The following is a 16,762-nucleotide window of genomic DNA, read 5'->3' on the forward strand; positions in this document are numbered from 1 at the left end:
CGCCCCGCCATATTGACATGACGTAAATAATGAGATAAGGGAGCGCCTGCGACTCAGTCGAATCCGAGCACGCGCAGGAACGCCGAGCTGGCGGGGCTGGGGTTGAAGTCGCTCCAGGCCAGGTGCTCGATGCGCTCCGGACCGTCGACCACGGGCACGGTCCGGAGTCCCGGCCTGTCCGGCACCGTGCCGGGTGGCAGCAGGGCCACCGCCAGGCCCGCGTCGACGAGGTCGAGGATGTGGTCCACCGCGGTCATCTCGAAGGCCACCTGTCGCTGCAGACCTGCCGCGGTGAAGGCCAGGTCGCTCTGGGCCCGCCCGGGGGACTCCGCGGGGAAGTCGGCGAACACCTCCTCCGCCAGGTCCGCCAGGCGCAGTCTCCGGCGCCGGCCGAGCCGGTGCCCGGACGGCACCACCGCCAGGTGGCGGCTACGGCGCAGCTCCCGGTGGGCCACCCCGCGCGGCGGCTCGGTCACCGGCAGGCCGAGCAGCGCGATGTCCAGCACCCCCTCCCGGATCTCCCGGAGGAAGTCCCGGCTGCTGCCCACCCGCAGACCCACGGGCACCTGCGGGTGGGCGTCCCGGAACCGGCGCAGGGCGTCGGGCACGTCCAGCGCGGTCACGGTGGGGATCACCCCGATGCTCAGCCGGCCGCGCACCTGCCCGGCCGCGGCCGCCGCCTCGACCACGGCCCGCTCCGCGGCCTCCAGGCAGGCCCGTGCCGCCGGCAGGAAGGCCTCCCCCGCGCTCGTCAGCTCGACCCGGCGACTCGTCCGGGCAAAGAGGGTCAACCCGAGCTCGCGCTCCAGCGACTTCACCTGGTGGCTCAGGGCCGACTGGACCACGAAGCACTGCGCCGCCGCCCGGGTGAAGTTGCCGGTCTCGGCCACCGCCAGCACGTAGCGCATCTGTTGGAGTTCCACCGATCAATCGTGGATCACGATCGGTGTCATGACAACAATGTATTGGACCGATCGATGGTCGGCGACGGACAGTGGCTGCATGAGACGCACCCTCACGACCGCCCTGGCCCCGGCCGTCTGGGGCACCACCTACCTGGTGACCACCGAGTTCCTGCCCGCCGACGGCGCGATGTTCGCCGCGCTCACCCGGGCCCTCCCCGCGGGCCTGCTCGCCGTGCTCCTGGCGCGGACCCTGCCCCACGGGGACTGGTGGTGGAAGGCGCTCGTCCTGGGCACCCTGAATATCGGCCTGTTCTTCCCCCTGCTGTTCCTCGCCGCCGAGCGGCTGCCCGGCGGGGTGGCCGCCACCCTGGGCGCCTCGCAGCCGATCATGGTCGCCGGCCTCGCAGTGGTCGTCCTCGGCGAACGGCTCTCCCGCTGGCGACTGGGCTGGGGCATCGTCGGCGTCATCGGGGTCGGCCTCATCGTCCTGGGCCCGGACGCCGCCCTCGACGCCACCGGCTTGCTCGCCGGGGTGGCGGGCGCCGCCTCGATGGCGCTGGGCGTCACCCTGACCAAGCGGTGGGGTCGCCCCGAGGGGGTCGGGTCACTGGCGTATGCCGGGTGGCTGCTCACCGCGGGTGGCCTGGTGCTGGTGGTGCCGACCGCCCTGCACGAGGGCGTCCCGACGGGGATCGACGCGGCCGCCCTGGGTGGGTACCTGTGGCTCGGCCTGGTCGGCGGGATCCTGGCCTACACGCTCTGGTTCCGGGGGCTGGGCACCCTTCCCGTGACCGCCACGGCGCTGCTCGGTCTGCTCTCCCCGCTGGTGGCGGCCGGGCTGGGCGTCCTGGTCCTGGGCGAGACGCTCACCACGCCCCAGGTGCTCGGCTTCGCCCTGGCCCTGGCCGCGCTGGTCGCCGGACAACTCGCACCCGTCCGCCGCCGACCGCCGCCGACCGGCGGCCTACTCCGCCCCGGCCACGCAGAACTCGTTGCCCTGTGGGTCGGTGAGTGTGTTCCAGCGGAAGTCCTCGGTCCCGCGGCGCTCGACCAGCCTCGCGCCGGCCGCCAGTAGCCGCTCCGTCTCCGCCTCGAGGTCGTCGGCGGTCAGGTCGAGGTGCACGCGGTTCTTGCCCGGCGTGACCTCGTCGACCTTCTGGAAGGCGAGCCTGCCCGGCACGCCACCGCCCGCCAGGATGACGAACCACCCGTCGTTGGTGTCGACGATGCGCGCACCGGTCTGCTCCGCCCACCAGGCGGCCAGGCTCTCGGCATCGGTGGTGTCGACCGTGATCATCGCGAGTTTCAGTGTCATCCCCGGAGCGTAGGACGAGCCACCGACACCGCGCGCCGGGTTCACCCGCGGGTCACCCGGCATTCGCCATACGGTGGTCCGCGTGGCCTTGGATCATCAGGCCCCGTACAGTTCCCACCGCGACAGGTTCTGCGGATCCGAAGGAGACCACCCGATGAAGGCAGCCGGCGCACTCGTGACCACCCTGATCTCCGCGGCGCTGCTGCTCACCGCGTGCAGCGAGCCCGCCGCCGACGACGGCGGCGGTGACGGCGGACCCGCCGGCGACCAGGAGGCAGGCACCGCGTCTGGTGGTGGCGAGGCGGGCGGGGGCAGCATCACCGTCTACACCTCCGAGCCGCAGGAGAAGATCGACGAGGTCGTGGCCGCCTTCAACGAGGGCAACCCGGACGTGGAGGTGCAGGTCTTCCGGGCCGGCACGGGCGACCTCAAGGCCCGGATCGCCGCCGAGCTCGAGACGGGCGAGGTCGGCGCCGACATCCTCCTCGCCGCGGACGCCCCGACGTTCGAGGCCTACAAGGCCGAGGACCTGCTGCTGGAGTACACCCCGGCCGACGCCGACGCCCTACTGGAGTCCGTCGTGGACCCGGAGGGCTACTACGTCGGGACCCGGGTGATCCCGACCGTCATCGCCTACAACACCGGCGCCGTCGACACCCCACCCACCAGCTGGGCGGAGCTGACCGACCCGGCCTACGCCGGCCAGCTGGTGATGCCCAACCCCGACGTGTCCGGTGCCGCCGCGTTCAACGCGGCCGTCTGGCTGCTGACCGACGGCCTCGGCGAGGACTGGATCCGCGCGCTCGGGGAGAACGACGTCCTCGTGGCCGAGTCCAACGGCCCCACCTCCCAGGCGATCGCCGACGGCTCCCGCCCGGTCGGCGTGGTGGTCGACTACCTGGTCCGCGACCTGGCGGCGCAGGGTTCGCCGGTGGCCGTCTCCTACCCCAGCGAGGGGGTGCCCTACATCGCCCAGCCGGCGGCGGTCTTCGCCTCCAGCGCCAACCCGGCGGGCGCCCAGGCCTTCGTCGACTTCCTGGTCTCCACCGAGGGACAGACCCTCGCCGTCGAGCAGAACTACCTGCCCGTCCGCGCCGACGTGGGCACGCCCGAGGGCGCCCCGTCGATGGATGAGCTGCACCTGCTGGAGGTGCCGCTCGAGGAGGTCAGCGCCGAACAGGGCCGCGCCGTGGACCTGTTCAAGGAGGCGGTCCTGCCGTAGTGACCCCCCTGCTGCGGCTCTCGGTCTGGGTGGCCCTGGCCGGGGTGGTGATCACCCCGCTGGTCATGGTGGTCTCCCTCGCCTTCGGGGCCAACCACCTGCCGATGCTGCTCGAGGCCGGGCTGCTGGACGCCGCCGTCAACTCGGTGGTGTCCGCCGCCGTCTCGGCACTGCTCGCCGTCGCCGGGGCCGCCTGCCTGGCGCTGTTGGTCGACCGTTCGGACCTCGGCGGACGCGGCGCGGTGCGCCTGCTGATGCTCACCCCGCTGCTCGTCCCGCCGTTCGTCGGGGCGATCGCCTGGACCGGGCTGCTCACCCGCGGCGGCCTGGTCCACACCCTCACCGGCTGGGCGCCGTGGCAGATGTATGGCGGGGGCGGGGTGATCTTCCTGCTCACCCTGCACTCCCTGCCCGTCGCCTACCTCGTGGTCTCGGCCGCACTGGCCCGGGTGCCGGACGACCTGGAGCTCGCCGCCCGCGCGGCCGGGGCGACCCCCCGGCGGGTGTTCGGCGACATCACCCTGCCGCTGGTGCGGCCCGCCCTCCTGGCGGCGTTCACCCTCGTCATGGTGAGCAACCTGGGCGACTTCGGCATCCCGATCCTGGTCGGCTCACCGGCCGGCTACGACACCCTCGCCACGATGATCTACCGGATGCTGCAGTCCGGCACGGTCGACGCCCCGCTCCAGGTGACCTCCCAGATCGGGATCGTCCTCCTCGTCCTGGGCATCGCGGGCGTGATCGTGGACCGGCTGGCCGCCCGTCGTCCCGTGGAACTGGAGGCCGCGGGCCAGGTGGGCACCCCGCTGCGCCTGGGGGCGCTGCGCGCCCCGGTTTCCGTGGTCGCCTGGGTCGTCGCCCTAGTCGTCACCCTCGGGCCGCTCCTGGCGCTGCTCACCCGGGCGATCCTGCCGGCCCCCGGCGTGCCGCTCACCTGGGAGACGGTCACCCTGGACAACCTGCGCCGCGTGGTCACGGCACCCAGTACCGTCTCCGGCGTGACCAACTCCGTGCTGCTGGCCGGGGGCGCCGCACTGCTCTGCGCGTTGCTCGGCCTGGCCGTCGGCGTCCTCACCACGCGCGCTGCCTCCCGCACGTCCGCGGGCATGCTGTTCACCGTGCTCCTGCCCCAGGCCGTCCCCGGGCTGATCATCGCGGTCGGCTGGCTCATCCTGGGCCGCTACACCGGGCTCTACAACACCGGATGGATCATCCTCGGCGCCTACGTCACGGCGTTCACCGCCATGGTCGTGCAATCGGTCCGCGGTCCCCTGGCTGCGATGTCCGGCTCCCTCGAGGAGGCCGCCCGGCTCTCCGGCGCCGGCCCGTTGCGCTCGCTGTGGGACACCAGCATCCGGCTGGCCCTGCCCGCCACCGTGAGCGGAGCCGCCCTCGTCGCGGTGACCGCCGTCCGGGAGCTCACCCTGTCCGTCCTCCTGGTCTCCCCCGGCACCCAGACCCTCGGCGTGGTGATCTTCGGCTACCAGCAGGCCGGCGACTACAACGCCTCGTCCGCGCTGTCGCTCATCTTCATGCTGGTCGGGATCGCCGCCGTGGCCCTCGTGGTCCCCCGCGGAAGCCACCGGCGGCGCCGCTGGCTGCGCGGCACCTCCTCGATGGCCCAGGGGGTGCGGGTGTGAGCCGGATCGCGATCGAGGGCCTGTCCGCCGCCTACGGCCGGGTCCCGGTCCTCCACGACATCGACCTGGAGGTTCCCGACGGAACGGTGCTGACCCTGCTCGGACCCTCCGGCTCCGGCAAGACCAGCCTGCTGCGCACCGTCGCCGGCTTCCTGGACCCGGTGTCCGGCACCGTGCGGGCCGGTGACCGGGTGCTCGTCGGCGGTGGCCAGCGCCCCGTGCCGCCGGAAGACCGCAACCTGGCGATGGTCTTCCAGCACCACGCGGTGTGGCCCCACATGACGGTCGGCCAGAACGTCGCCTACCCGCTGAAGCGCCGCAAGGTCGGCCGCGCCGAGCGCCGGGAACGGATCGAGCACGCCCTCGAGGTGGTCGGCCTGACCGCGTATGCCGACCGCCGCCCCGACACGCTCTCCGGCGGCCAGCGCCAGCGGGTCGCCCTGGCCCGCGCGATCGTCGCCCGGCCCGAGGCGCTGCTGCTGGACGAGGCCCTCTCCGCCCTCGACGAGCCGCTGCGCGCGGCCCTGCGTCTGACCCTGCGACAGCTGGTCGACACCGAAGGCCTCACCGTCATCCAAGTGACCCACGACCGGGACGAGGCGCTCGCCCTCGCCGACCGGATCGCCGTGCTCCACGACGGCCGGGTCGCCCAGGTGGGCAGCCCGAGCGAACTCGTCGACGCCCCCGCCTCGGCCTCCGTCGCGACCTTCCTGCACGACGCCGCCCTGCTCGACGGACAGGTATCCGCTGACGGGACCTTCGCCGACACCACCGGCACACTGACCGTCAGCCCAGACCGTCAGACCGCCCCGGCCGGCCCGGTGCGCGGCCCCGCGACGCTGGCGCTGCTCCCACAGGGACTGGAGGTCTGCGCCCCCGGCACCGGCGACGGACCACCTGCCGTGGTCGAGGCCGTCCTCTACGGCCGGTCCGGCAGCACCGTCGTATGCCGGTGGCTGGGCCAGCAGGTCCGCGCCCTGACGTCCACCGACCCCTCCGCGGACCACCCCGTCGCCCCCGGCCAGGACGTGGGCCTGCGGATCCGCCACGCGGCCGTCTACCCCGCCTGACAATCCCCGCCGCACCTCGGCTCTCGCCCGTCGTCCGCCTGGCAGCAGGCTCGTCTGGCGACACCTGGGCGTGCCGGTGTCCCGGGCCCCGTGTGGGGGTCCGGGTCCGGTGGTCCGGTGGGTGGGTTGGGGTCAGGCTGTTGTGGGGGCCACCCCGAGATCTCGCGGTGGACGGTACCGGGCATTCCGGGTCCACGCGTCCTTGGGTGTCCCGGGTGCCCGGAACTCCGGGATCCCGTCGTCGGGGTGGAACCTGATCACCCACCCCTGCTCATGGACCAGGTGGTGGTGGAACGCGCACAACATCACACCCTGGTCCAGGTCCGTGCGCCCTCCAGCAGCCCACGGCTGTCCTGCGTGGTGCAGCTCGCACCACCCCGGGGGACGGTCACACCCGGGCATCACACACCCCATGTCCCGCTGACCGATCGCGATCCGCTGATGCCGGGTGAACAACCGCCGCGCGACCCCGTGATCCAACGGCAACGACGACCCGTCAAAGACCTGCGGCAACACCCTTTGGTTACACGCCAACCGGCGAATCTCCCCGGCCGTCAACCGCACCCCGGTCGAGGTCGTCCCACACCCGATCCCCGAGACCAGCTTCTCCTGCGACAACGAGACCGCGACCACCGCCGCCGAACCCCCGGCCGGCGCGTACCCATCGGTCGGGGCATGCTCGATCAACGCACAGAACGCCTGACCCAACCGCTGCTGATACGACCCCTCATCCACCACACCCACCGGCCCACCGCCACCACCGGCCCCGGCGCCGCCGACACCACCAGTGCTGCCGGCGTTACCGACGGCCGGGCCGAAAGCGCCCGTGGCATTACCCGACCCGTTACCGGCCCCGTTGCTGTTCGTCGGGTTGTCGGTGCGGCGTAGGTGGTTGCGGCGGGGAGAGGCGACCGCGTCCAGCATCGTCTTCAATAGTTCTCCCGCGACGGTCGGGATGGTGAACCCGCCCTGGTACGTCCCGGCCCCGGTATCCCGCATCCAGAACTCCGTGGCAGCCCACGCCGCCCGCTCCCGCGCCCGCACGGCCTGTTCCTCGTCCCGGTCCACCTGGTCGAGGGGACGGAACGCCTCAGTGATCCGGTCCCCACGGGCCCGCAGGTCCCGCAAACTCAACCCTTGTGCCTCACCCAACAACGTGGCCTCCGCGGCCTCCCGCTCACTTTGGGTGACGTCTGCGTCCAGGCTTCCCAGGATCGACCCGATCACCTGCGCCTGCGCCCGGGTGATCTCCCCGGCAGCAAACGCCCCCTCGGTCCCAGACGCCTTCGCACGCGCCAACGTCTGTCCCAGGCGGACCAGGCCATCACCCTCACGCCGGTCCCCACCAAAGTCCCCACCCAGCAACGACCCCGTCGACGCCGCCCCCGCGGCCTTGGCCGTCCCGGCGGTCTCCAACACCCTCGCGGCGGCCATCTTGTGCGCCGACAACCGCTCGACCACCCGAGCGACCCGCCCGTACAACGACCGCACCACCGCCGGCTCCAACCCCGCCCACGCCTGCACCGGAGCCGACCCCAACGACGCCTCCAACCCCGCCACCATCAACTCCACCGGATGCTCCCGCACCACCACATGCCCCGGCGCGAGGCCGTGCTCCGGCGTCTCGTCCGCTACCAACGGTTGTATCGCCACGACCCCTCACCTCCCACGGGCAAACCCCACCTGCCACACCCGGCCCGTAACCCTTCCCCAACGGCCACGAACCGAACCTTTGTCCTAATCTAAACCCACCACTCCCACCTCGTCAATACGTTCGACGAAAATATGTACGAAATGTTTCGGGAGCCAGGCACCCAAGCACTCGGCAGCCACCGCCGCCCGGAAAACCGCTGGAGGCGGCTGCGACCCAGGACTACCTCGACGCGTGGCCCTCCACCTTGCAGCCGCCTGCATCGGCGTGCCCGACCCCGCTCCCGTCGCCCAGTTCTGGGCCGACCTGCTGGACCGGCCCCTCCTGCCCGGCCCGACCGGGTTCGACGTTCCGGGGTAGGACGGCCAACTCTCCCTACGCTGGGTCCCCGATCCAGCGCCCCCGGTAGACGCCGACCGCTGGCACCTGCACGTCACCAGCTCCAGCCACCAGGACCAGCAGGACCGGGTCGAACAGGCGCTCAGCCTGGGCGCCACCCACCTCGACGTGGGGCAGCGTCCCGAGGAGGGGCACATCGTCCTGGCCGACCCCGGCGGCGGCGCGTTCTGCGTGATCGAGCCCTACAACGCCTTCCTGGACGGGTGCGGGACGTTCGGCGAACTCGCCTGCTACGGGACCCGCGACCTCGGGTTCTTCTGGAGCGAGGCGCTGCACTGGCCCCTGGCGTGGGACCGGGACGAGGAGACCGCCGTCCAGTCCCCGTTGGGTGGGACCAAGGTGGCCTGGGGCGGGCCGCCCGTGGCCGCCAAGACCGTGCCCAACCGGCAGCGTTTCGCGCTGACCGCGGACGGGCAGGACGACCTGGCCTCCGAAGTGGACCGCCTGGTCGGGCTCGGGGCTGTCCGCCTGTCGACGGGTCCGGACGGAGCGGTGGAGATGGCCGACCTGGACGGCAACGAGTTCTGGGTGACCGCGCAGGCGGTCTGACACCCCTCGCGTCCCCGCTCGCCCCCGCGCGCCCCCGGCAGGACTCGAACCTGCAACCTACGGATTAGAAGGCCGTTGCTCTATCCATTGAGCTACGGGGGCCTGACCGGACGAAACCCTCGACCGCCGGTCGGGCGCCATTCTAGGCGTGACTACGATTCCGGCATGGACGCACCCGATGCCCCCCTGGCCGCACTGCGGGAGCAGATCGATGAGGTGGACAGCCAGATCCTCGACGCGCTGACCCGGCGGCTGGAGCTGGTGAGCCAGGTCGGCGAGGTCAAGGGCCGTTACGGCCTGCCGATCTATGCACCGGACCGGGAGCGGGCGATGATCGCGCGCCGCCGCGAGGAGGCCCAGGGTCGCGGCCTGTCGCCCGACTTCATCGAGGACGTGCTGCGCCGGTGCATGCGCGAGTCCTACACGCACGAGAAGAACATGGGCTTCACCCAGCAGGCCCCCGACCTGGGGCCGGTCGTCATCGTCGGCGGCGCGGGCCAGATGGGCGCCCTGTTCGGCCGGATGCTCACCCTGTCCGGCTACCAGGTGCGGACGCTGGAGAAGGAGGACTGGGACCGCGCCGACGAGGTGCTCGACGGCGCCGGCATGGTCCTGGTCAGCGTGCCGATCCAGCAGACCGTGGAGGTGATAGGCCGGTTGCCCGCACTCCCCCCGTACTGCCTCCTCGTCGACCTCACGTCCACCAAGGTCGCCCCACTCGAGGCGATGCTCGCGGCCCACCAGGGACCCGTCCTGGGCCTGCACCCGATGTTCGGGCCCGGCGTGGACAGCTTCGCCAAGCAGGTCGTCGCCTACGTCCCCGGACGGGACCCCGACGCCAGCGAGTGGCTGCTGGACCAGATGCGCCTCTGGGGCGCCCGGGTCCACGAGGTCGAGGCACATGACCACGACCACGCGATGGGCCTGATCCAGGCGCTGCGGCACTTCTCGACCTTCGCCTACGGCCTGCACCTGGCCAGCGAGGACCGGCCGCTGGACGAACTGCTCGCGCTCTCCTCCCCCATCTACCGGCTCGAGCTGATCATGGTCGGCCGGCTGTTCGCCCAGGACCCCGAGCTGTATGCCGACATCATCATGGCCTCCGCCGACAACGTCGCGCTGATCGAGCGCTACCACCAGCGCTTCGGCCAGGCCCTGGCACTGGTCGAGCAACAGGACCGCGCGGGATTCATCCGCGCCTTCCGCGAGATCGGCGAGTGGTTCGGGCCGTATGCCGACCGTTTCCTCACCGAGAGCACCTCACTGCTGGCGCACGCGGACACCACCCGCTGAGCGCACCGGCTCAGCGCCGGTAGGGGTCCCGTCCCGGTCCCTGCGGCATACCGTGCGGACCCGTGCCGACGGACCCGGGCGGACCGGCCGGAGGCTGCGGCATACCCTGCGGCGGCGGCATACCCGGGCCCGGCATCCCCTGCCCTGCCATCCCCTGCGGCGGCTGCTGCGGGGCGAACGCGGCGCGCCCCTGCTGGACGACCCGCAGCAGCTCCTGCTCCCGGGGGGCCCAGATCGTCGGGGAGTCACCACGCTCCAGGTGCTTGCGGGCCACCGCGAGCTCGGTGGCGTTGTCCTGGAAGGCCTCCATCGCCCGGGCCGCCTCCCGGCCGCCCGCCCCACGGGCCCAGGCACGGGCCCGGCGACGCTCCCGGGCGGAGGTGAGCATGGCTACCTCCGCCGGCGTGAACCAGCCGTTGATCCCGTAGCCGGTGAGCTGTTCGCGCATCAGCCGGGTCTCCCGGCGGCGGGCCCAGAACAGGATCGCCAGGAAGGCGATGAACAGCGGCATCTGGACCAGCACGTAGACGGTGAGGAAGCCGCGCACGTCCGAGCTGACGGCGGCGAAGTTCCACAGCGCGTGCAGGAAGACCGCCACCACGAAGCCCAGCGCCGGGATGAAGGCCGAGGACAGCCGGCGCCGGTAGGCGATGATCCCCAGCGCCAACCCGAAGCAGACGGTGAACATCGGGTGGATGAACGGGCTGACCAGGCAGCGCACGATGAACACCCCGACCAGGCCCTCGGTGCCGAACTCCTGGTAGTTGGTGCCCAGGTAGAGGATGTTCTCCACGAATGCGAAGCCGGCCCCCACGATGCCCGCGTAGACGATGCCGTCGACGATCCCGTTGAACTCGCGGCGGGCGAACAGGAAGATCAGCAGCACCCCCAGCCCCTTGAGCGTCTCCTCGACCAGGGGCGCGACGAAGACCGGTCCGGCGATCGCAGGGTCGACCTGGAGACCACCGAAGAAGGCCACGCCGAGCTCGTTGAGCACGACGGCCCCGAGGGTGGAGACCAGCGCCCCCCAGAGGAAGGCGAACCACATCAACCGCGCGGGCTCGGACTCCATCCGGTCCACCCACAGGAAGACCGGGACGACGATCCCGATGGCGATCGAGGCGCTGAGCGCCCCGAGCACCGCACCCCGCACACCGGTGTTCTCGGTGATCACCACGACGAGCAGCAGGGCGCACAACAGGAAGACGGTCGCGCTGATCCCGGTCAGCAGCAGGCGCCGCAGCCAGACCCCGCGGGACGCCTGGGTCGGTGCCTGGACCTCCGGGTGGAAGACAGGCGGGGACTGCTGGTCGGGAAGGGACATAGGCAGAAATCTACCTGGCGGGCGACATAGGGTGGAGCGCGTGACCGATGCCGCCAGCCCCCGAGCCCTGACCGACCGGATCATCTGGATCGACTGCGAGATGACCGGGCTGGACCTGGCCAACGACGCGTTGATCGAGGTCGCCACGCTCGTCACCGACTTCGAGCTCAACGTGCTCGGCGACGGGGTCGACCTGGTGATCCGCCCCTCGGACGCGGCGCTGGCCCAGATGGGCGACTTCGTGCGCCAGATGCACACCGACAGCGGCCTGCTCGACGTGCTCGCCGACGGCACGACGCTGCAGGACGCGCAGGAGCAGGTGCTGGCTTACGTGCGGGAGTGGGCACCCGAGGCCGGCAAGGCGCCGTTGGGCGGCAACACGGTGGCGACCGACCGGGCGTTCCTGGCCCGGGACATGCCCGAACTCGAGGCACACCTGCACTACCGGATCATCGACGTCTCCTCGATCAAGGAGCTGTCCCGCCGCTGGTTCCCCCGGGCCTATTTCGCCGCCCCGACCAAGACCGGCGGGCACCGGGCGCTCGGGGACATCCAGGACAGCATCAACGAGCTGCGCTACTACCGCCGGGCGGTGTTCAAGGACCTCCCCGGGCCGGACAGCGCCTCGCTGAAGGAGCTGGCCCGGGAGATCGTGCCGCCCCCGGCCGACCCCGCAGCCGACTGACGGCATACCCGGCACCCGCCGACGCTCCCCCACCGGTCCCCGGACGCACGACGACCCCCGACACCCCGGTGGGGTGACGAGGGCCGTCCGGCGTAGGTGGTCAGCCGCGGATGGCGGAGATGTCGAACTCCAGGGTGACCTTCTCGGACACCAGCACGCCGCCGGTCTCCAGGGCGGCGTTCCAGTCCAGGCCCCAGTCCTTGCGGTTGACCACGAGGGAGCCCTCGAAGCCCACGCGCAGGTTGCCGAACGGGTCGGTGGCCGAGCCGGTCGGCTCGAACGGGATGGTGACCGACTTGGTGACGTCCTTGATCGTCAGGTCACCGGTGATGACGTACTCGCCGTCCTCGCCCCGGGCCACGTCGGTGGAGACGAAGGTGATCGTCGGGTAGGTGTCCACCTCGAAGAAGTCGCTGTTGCGCAGGTGCTCGTCGCGCTGGGCCTGCGCGGTGAAGACGCTGCCGGTCTGGATGGTGACCTTGGCCCAGGACTTGCTCACGTCGGTGGTGTCGATGTGCGCGGTGCCCTCGAACTCCTGGAACTGGCCGCGCACCTTGGTCACCATCGCGTGGCGGGCCACGAAGCCCAGCCGGGTGTGGGTGACGTCGAGGGTGTAGTCACCGGCGATGTCGTCGGTGGCGCTGGAGACCGGCTCGTCGATGACGGCGGTGTTGGCCTTGTTCTTGGAGAAGATGCCCATGGTGGGTGCCTTTCGGTTGCGGGTTCGGGTCGTTCGGTCGTGTTCGTGGGTGGCACCGCACTGCTGCGGTGTTCACTGGTGACAACATAGTTGAAACATTAATGATTCCCAAGGATGTGTGGCCTTTGTCACACCCGGCCGAGGTTGCAGGGCGGTCACGATCCGGTGTGTCGCCGCACGCCGGAGCAACACTGCGGCATCCTCGACACGTCTCGTGTGTGAGGACTGGACCACAGCAGGAGGGCGGACAGGCATGGCGATCCGGACGGACCGCGCGATCTCGGGCACCCTGCGGGGGCTCTCCCTGCGCCGGCGCGACCTGCTGCGCGGCGGACTCGGCCTGGCCGTGAGCGCCACCGTGGGTGGACTCGCCGTCGACCCCGACCGGTATGCCGTGCCGCCGCCGGAGCCGGAGGAGCCGCCGGAGGACGCCGCGCCACCGGAGGAGCCTCCCGCACAGGAGCCCGAGCCCGAGGAGCCGCCGGAGGACGCAGCACCTCCCGAGGACGAGCAGCCGCCCGAGGAGGAGCCCGAGCCGACCATGTTCCGGGTCGGCGACTCCGGCGACGGGGTGCTCTCTCTCCAGCAGCAACTCGGCGACGCGGGCTACTGGTGCGGCAAGCCGGACGGAGGTTTCGGCCACCTGACCGAGCAGGCCGTCTTCGCGGTCCAGAAGGCCAATGGCCTCTACCGCGACGGCGTCGCCGGGCCGAAGACGCTGGCGGCCGTCGCCTCCGGCTTCGTGCCTGCCGCGGCGAACGGCGGCGACCTCTTCGAGGTCCACCTGGACAGCCAGCTCCTGCTCGTGGTCCGCGGCGGCGCCACCACCATGGTCTTCAACACCTCGACCGGCAATGGCGAGCCCTACACCTTCGAGGGCCGCAACTACACCGCCGTCACACCGACCGGCGACTTCGCCGTCTGGTACACCGACGGCTCCGGGTGGCGCGACGGCGAACTGGGCGAGCTCTACCGGCCGATGTTCTACTCCGGCAACTATGCGGTGCACGGCTCGAACTCGATCCCACCCTTCCCCGCCTCCCACGGCTGCTGCCGGATCTCGGTGGCGGCGATGGACATGGTCTGGGCGACCGGGCTCCTGGCGATGGGCAGCCGGGTCGTCGTCCGCTGACGGTCAGGCCGCGCGCGCGGCATACTCCCGCGGGCTGACCCCGGACCAGGCCCGGAAGGCGCGGGCGAAGCTCGCCGCACTGTCGTAGCCCACGCTGGCGGTGACCTCCGAGACCGGCGCACCGGCGAGCAGGTGCCGGGAGGCGGCCCGCATCCGGACCGCGGCCCGCCACTGGCGGAAGGTGAGCCCGGTCTCGGCCTTGAACGCCCGCTCCAGGGTGCGGGTGCTGCTGTGCACCCGCGCCGCCCACTCCAGCAACGTCCCCTGGTCGGCCGGGTCCGCCAGGATCGCCGCGGCGACGGTCCCCGCCACGCCCCCGGACGGCACCGGCAGGGCGGCCGGCTCACCGGCCCGCGCCTCCAGCAGCCGGACGACGCGCCCCTCCAGGTCGACCCTCGGGCAGATGATCGTGTGCTGGGACTGGAACAGGGTCAGCAGGTCGTGCCGGTCCTCCGCCGTGATCCTGGCCAGGGTTACGGCGGAGAGCAGCGTGCGCGTGGTCGCCGCGGGAAAGAACAGCGGGAAGATCACCGAGTCCTCCCCCACCTGCAGCGGGTGCCAGGTCCCGGCCGGCACCCAGAGCACGTCGTCCCGGGACAGCGCCACGGCGACGTCGTCGCAACGCACCGTGGAGGAGCCCCGCACCTGCCAGAGGGCCAGGTGCTCGCCCTCGTGGATCCGCCGGGGCAGCAGCACGGAGGGGACGCCGCCGCCCGTTCTGTCGGCCCGGCAGCGAGCACCTTGCCCGACCATCGGTCCACCCTTCTGCGCCACTCACCCGCAACCTGTCGCGTCGGGCACGAAACGTGTCGAGGAACTGGCCCAGGGCTACGACACCCCCGTCGGGGAGGGCGGCACCGGGCTCTCCGGCGGCCAGCGACAGCGCATCGCGCTCGCCCGGGCCCTCGCCGCCGAGCCCGAGATCCTGGTGCTGCTCGAGCCCACCACATCGGTGGACGCGGTGACCGAACAGCTGGTGGCCGCCTCCGTGCGCCGGGTCCGGGAGGGACGGACGACGCTGGTCGTGACCGGCTCCCCCGCCTTCCGGACGGTGGCGGACCGGGTGGTCACTGCCGGGGCCGCGACGGTGGGCAGCCATGAGTGAGCCGGCGCTGCTCCCGGTCGCCACCGGTCGGCAGGGCGCCGCGACCGTCTGGACCATGCTGCGCGGCCGCCGGATCCGGCTGCTGGGCGTGCTCGCCCTGTTCTGCCTGGAGGCGGCCACCACGCTCGTGGTGCCGCTGGCCATCGGCTCGGTCGTGGACGGCGTCATCGCCGCCGACGGCTCCGGGGTCCCCACCACCTTCTGGTGGCAGGTCGCGCTGCTGGTGGGCGCGGCCGTCGCCTCCGGGGTGCTGGCCTGGCTCGGCCCCCTGACCCTGGCCCGCCTGGCCGAGACGGTCATCGCCGAGTTGCGCGAGGCACACGTCACCGCGGCGCTCGGTCTGCCCCGGGCCCGCTTCGAGCAGGCCGGATCGGGAGACGTGGTGACCCGGGCCTCCGACGACATCTCCCGCCTGTCGGAGGTGCTCCCTGACGTGCTGCCCCGGCTGGCCGTGTCCGCCTTCACGATCCTGCTGGTCGGTGCCGGCCTGGGCTCCCTCGACCTGCGCTACGTCGCGGGCTTCCTGGTGGTGGTGCCGCTCTACGCATGGACGCTGCGGTGGTACGTGCGCACCGCCCCGACCGTCTACGCCGCGGAGCGCGCCGCCGGGTCCGAGCGCAGCCGGCACATCCTGGGCACCCTGGAGAACCTGCCGACCGTCACCGCCCACCGGCTCGCGGCCCGGCAGCTGCGCCTGGTCCGTGGGTCCACCTGGCAGGTCGTGCGCTGGGCGATGCGCACCCGGATCGTGCAGAACCGGTTGTTCGGCCGCCTCAACGTCATCGAGCTGATCGGCCTGGCCATCGTCCTGCTCATCGGGGTGCTGCTGGCCGCCCGGGGCAGCGGGTCGGTCGGCAGCGCCACCGCCGCCGCCCTGCTGTTCCTGCGCATCGTCGCCCCGATCGAGGCGCTGCTGCTGGTGACCCACGACCTGCAGGCCGCCCTGGCGGCCCTGGGCCGGGTCGTCGGGGTGATCCGGCTCACCGGCAGTATGCCCGCTGCCCCAGAGCCCGGCGTCACCCCGCCAGCTGGCCCCGCCCCGGCGACCGGGAGGGACCACGGCCCGCTCCTGCGGCTGCGCGACGTCCACTACGCCTACCTCCCGCACCGGCCGGTGCTGCAGGGGGTGAGCCTCGACCTCTCCCCCGGGCGGCAGGTCGCCGTGGTCGGGGCGACCGGCAGCGGCAAGAGCACCCTGGCCTCGGTCGTCGCGGGCGTGCACCGCCCGGACTCCGGGAGCCTGGACTCGGCGGTGCCCCCGGAGCGGATCGTGACCGTCACCCACGAGGTCCACGTCTTCGCCGCGACGCTGCGGGACAACCTCACCCTGGCGGCCCCGGACGCCACGGAGGAGGAGGTCTTCGCGGCACTGCGCGCCGTCGGGGCGGACGGGCTCGTCGCGGGGCTGCCCGAGGGACTGGACACCCGCGTGGGCGCGGGCGGCCACCCCCTGGGCCCGGCGCAGGCGCAACACCTGGCGCTGGCCCGCCTCGTACTCGCCGACCCGCCGCTGGCCGTGCTGGACGAGGCGACGGCGGAGGCGGACACCGCGGACGCGCACCGCCTGGAGGAGGCGGCGGCCGCCGCCCTCGAGGGGCGCGCCGCCCTGCTGGTCGCGCACCGGCTGTCCCAGGCCCGCGCGGCCGACGAGGTCCTGGTGCTGGAGGACGGGCGGGTCGTGGAGTCCGGCACCCACGGGGAACTCGTGGCCTCCGGCGGGCGCTACGCGGGGCTGTGGCGCGCCTGGTCGGCCGACCGGGTGGGGTGACGCG

At 72.4% G+C, this 16,762-nt stretch carries 17 protein-coding genes, 1 tRNA gene and 1 pseudogene; 12 read left to right on the forward strand and 7 right to left on the reverse strand.

The window, feature by feature from the left end; translation table 11 throughout:
• Window positions 1–53: 53 nt before the first annotated feature.
• Window positions 54–923: a LysR family transcriptional regulator gene (locus FB467_RS14240; RefSeq protein WP_141785688.1), complete on the reverse strand. Its 870-nt coding sequence runs from the start codon at window positions 921–923 to the stop codon at window positions 54–56.
• A 79-nt stretch (window positions 924–1,002) separates the two neighbouring features.
• On the opposite strand from FB467_RS14240, the gene FB467_RS14245 reads away from it, so the two are divergent.
• Window positions 1,003–1,980, forward strand: a complete 978-nt coding sequence (locus FB467_RS14245; RefSeq protein WP_211350616.1) for an EamA family transporter — start codon at window positions 1,003–1,005, stop codon at window positions 1,978–1,980.
• Here FB467_RS14245 and FB467_RS14250 read toward each other — a convergent pair.
• Window positions 1,870–2,220, reverse strand: coding sequence for a VOC family protein (locus FB467_RS14250; protein ID WP_141785689.1), 351 nt, complete (start codon window positions 2,218–2,220; stop codon window positions 1,870–1,872). The genes FB467_RS14245 and FB467_RS14250 overlap by 111 nt on opposite strands.
• Before the next feature lie 154 nt (window positions 2,221–2,374).
• Here FB467_RS14250 and FB467_RS14255 point away from each other — a divergent pair, with 154 nt between their 5' ends.
• The 3 genes from FB467_RS14255 to FB467_RS14265 are packed head-to-tail and all read left to right on the forward strand — an operon-like array spanning window position 2,375 to window position 6,152.
• Entirely contained in the window at window positions 2,375–3,442 is a 1,068-nt protein-coding gene (locus tag FB467_RS14255) for an ABC transporter substrate-binding protein (RefSeq protein ID WP_141785690.1), read from the forward strand.
• A complete protein-coding gene (locus FB467_RS14260; RefSeq protein WP_228393414.1) occupies window positions 3,442–5,082 on the forward strand; it encodes an ABC transporter permease in 1,641 nt (546 codons plus the stop codon). Before FB467_RS14255 ends, FB467_RS14260 begins: the two co-directional genes overlap by 1 nt.
• Window positions 5,079–6,152, forward strand: coding sequence for an ABC transporter ATP-binding protein (locus FB467_RS14265; protein ID WP_141785691.1), 1,074 nt, complete (start codon window positions 5,079–5,081; stop codon window positions 6,150–6,152). Before FB467_RS14260 ends, FB467_RS14265 begins: the two co-directional genes overlap by 4 nt.
• Window positions 6,153–6,284: 132 nt before the next feature.
• On the opposite strand, the gene FB467_RS19360 is transcribed toward FB467_RS14265, so the two are convergent.
• Complete coding sequence (locus FB467_RS19360) at window positions 6,285–7,805, reverse strand: HNH endonuclease signature motif containing protein (protein ID WP_141785692.1); 1,521 nt, start codon at window positions 7,803–7,805, stop codon at window positions 6,285–6,287.
• Between the two features lie 232 nt (window positions 7,806–8,037).
• On the opposite strand from FB467_RS19360, the gene FB467_RS19365 reads away from it, so the two are divergent.
• From FB467_RS19365 to FB467_RS14275, 3 genes and pseudogenes are all read left to right on the forward strand, one after another.
• Window positions 8,038–8,163: a hypothetical protein gene (locus FB467_RS19365; RefSeq protein ID WP_267128626.1), complete on the forward strand. Its 126-nt coding sequence runs from the start codon at window positions 8,038–8,040 to the stop codon at window positions 8,161–8,163.
• Window positions 8,164–8,184: 21 nt separating this feature from the next.
• Window positions 8,185–8,367 (forward strand): annotated as a pseudogene (locus FB467_RS19370) (VOC family protein); the annotation flags it as partial.
• Window positions 8,344–8,751 (forward strand): VOC family protein, encoded by a 408-nt coding sequence (locus FB467_RS14275; protein WP_342354733.1) that lies wholly within the window; start codon window positions 8,344–8,346, stop codon window positions 8,749–8,751. The pseudogene FB467_RS19370 and the gene FB467_RS14275, both read left to right, overlap by 24 nt.
• A gap of 29 nt (window positions 8,752–8,780) precedes the next feature.
• Here FB467_RS14275 and FB467_RS14280 read toward each other — a convergent pair.
• Window positions 8,781–8,853: transfer RNA gene (locus FB467_RS14280), tRNA-Arg, on the reverse strand.
• A gap of 63 nt (window positions 8,854–8,916) precedes the next feature.
• On the opposite strand from FB467_RS14280, the gene tyrA reads away from it, so the two are divergent.
• Complete coding sequence (tyrA, locus tag FB467_RS14285; protein WP_141785693.1) at window positions 8,917–10,044, forward strand: bifunctional chorismate mutase/prephenate dehydrogenase; 1,128 nt, start codon at window positions 8,917–8,919, stop codon at window positions 10,042–10,044.
• Between the two features lie 10 nt (window positions 10,045–10,054).
• Here the strand turns inward: tyrA and FB467_RS14290 are convergent, their stop codons facing one another.
• Complete coding sequence (locus FB467_RS14290; protein WP_228393413.1) at window positions 10,055–11,368, reverse strand: PrsW family intramembrane metalloprotease; 1,314 nt, start codon at window positions 11,366–11,368, stop codon at window positions 10,055–10,057.
• A 100-nt stretch (window positions 11,369–11,468) separates the two neighbouring features.
• Here FB467_RS14290 and orn point away from each other — a divergent pair, with 100 nt between their 5' ends.
• Complete coding sequence (orn, locus tag FB467_RS14295) at window positions 11,469–12,053, forward strand: oligoribonuclease (RefSeq protein WP_244932779.1); 585 nt, start codon at window positions 11,469–11,471, stop codon at window positions 12,051–12,053.
• Window positions 12,054–12,153: 100 nt separating this feature from the next.
• Here orn and FB467_RS14300 read toward each other — a convergent pair whose 3' ends face one another.
• Entirely contained in the window at window positions 12,154–12,753 is a 600-nt protein-coding gene (locus FB467_RS14300) for a YceI family protein (protein ID WP_141785696.1), read from the reverse strand.
• 253 nt (window positions 12,754–13,006) lie between these two features.
• Between FB467_RS14300 and FB467_RS19090 the strand changes: the two genes are divergently transcribed.
• On the forward strand, window positions 13,007–13,885 hold the full coding sequence (locus FB467_RS19090) for a L,D-transpeptidase family protein (protein ID WP_228393411.1): 879 nt from the start codon (window positions 13,007–13,009) through the stop codon (window positions 13,883–13,885).
• 3 nt (window positions 13,886–13,888) lie between these two features.
• Here the strand turns inward: FB467_RS19090 and FB467_RS19095 are convergent, their stop codons facing one another.
• Window positions 13,889–14,581: an AraC family transcriptional regulator gene (locus FB467_RS19095; RefSeq protein WP_228393410.1), complete on the reverse strand. Its 693-nt coding sequence runs from the start codon at window positions 14,579–14,581 to the stop codon at window positions 13,889–13,891.
• On the opposite strand from FB467_RS19095, the gene FB467_RS19375 reads away from it, so the two are divergent.
• Both FB467_RS19375 and FB467_RS14325 read left to right on the forward strand, forming a co-directional pair.
• A complete protein-coding gene (locus FB467_RS19375) occupies window positions 14,514–14,990 on the forward strand; it encodes an ATP-binding cassette domain-containing protein (RefSeq protein ID WP_280525445.1) in 477 nt (158 codons plus the stop codon). The two genes, FB467_RS19095 and FB467_RS19375, sit on opposite strands and share 68 nt — an antisense overlap.
• Window positions 14,983–16,758 carry an ABC transporter ATP-binding protein gene (locus FB467_RS14325; protein WP_141785701.1) on the forward strand — a complete coding sequence of 592 codons (1,776 nt, stop codon included), beginning with the start codon at window positions 14,983–14,985 and terminating at the stop codon, window positions 16,756–16,758. The genes FB467_RS19375 and FB467_RS14325 overlap by 8 nt, the downstream gene beginning before the upstream one ends.
• The last annotated feature ends 4 nt before the right edge of the window (window positions 16,759–16,762 follow it).

The sequence above is a fragment of the Ornithinicoccus hortensis genome (assembly GCF_006716185.1).
Classification (GTDB): Bacteria; Actinomycetota; Actinomycetes; order Actinomycetales; family Dermatophilaceae; genus Ornithinicoccus; species Ornithinicoccus hortensis.

Coding starts and splice junctions, on each gene's coding strand:
- FB467_RS14245 (WP_211350616.1), top strand. CDS start 1,003: ATGAGACGCACCCTCACGACCGCCCTGGCCCCGGCCGTCTGGGGCACC.
- FB467_RS14250 (WP_141785689.1), bottom strand. CDS start 2,220: ATGACACTGAAACTCGCGATGATCACGGTCGACACCACCGATGCCGAG.
- FB467_RS14255 (WP_141785690.1), top strand. CDS start 2,375: ATGAAGGCAGCCGGCGCACTCGTGACCACCCTGATCTCCGCGGCGCTG.
- tyrA (WP_141785693.1), top strand. CDS start 8,917: ATGGACGCACCCGATGCCCCCCTGGCCGCACTGCGGGAGCAGATCGAT.
- FB467_RS14290 (WP_228393413.1), bottom strand. CDS start 11,368: ATGTCCCTTCCCGACCAGCAGTCCCCGCCTGTCTTCCACCCGGAGGTC.
- orn (WP_244932779.1), top strand. CDS start 11,469: ATGACCGGGCTGGACCTGGCCAACGACGCGTTGATCGAGGTCGCCACG.
- FB467_RS14300 (WP_141785696.1), bottom strand. CDS start 12,753: ATGGGCATCTTCTCCAAGAACAAGGCCAACACCGCCGTCATCGACGAG.
- FB467_RS19090 (WP_228393411.1), top strand. CDS start 13,007: ATGGCGATCCGGACGGACCGCGCGATCTCGGGCACCCTGCGGGGGCTC.
- FB467_RS14325 (WP_141785701.1), top strand. CDS start 14,983: ATGAGTGAGCCGGCGCTGCTCCCGGTCGCCACCGGTCGGCAGGGCGCC.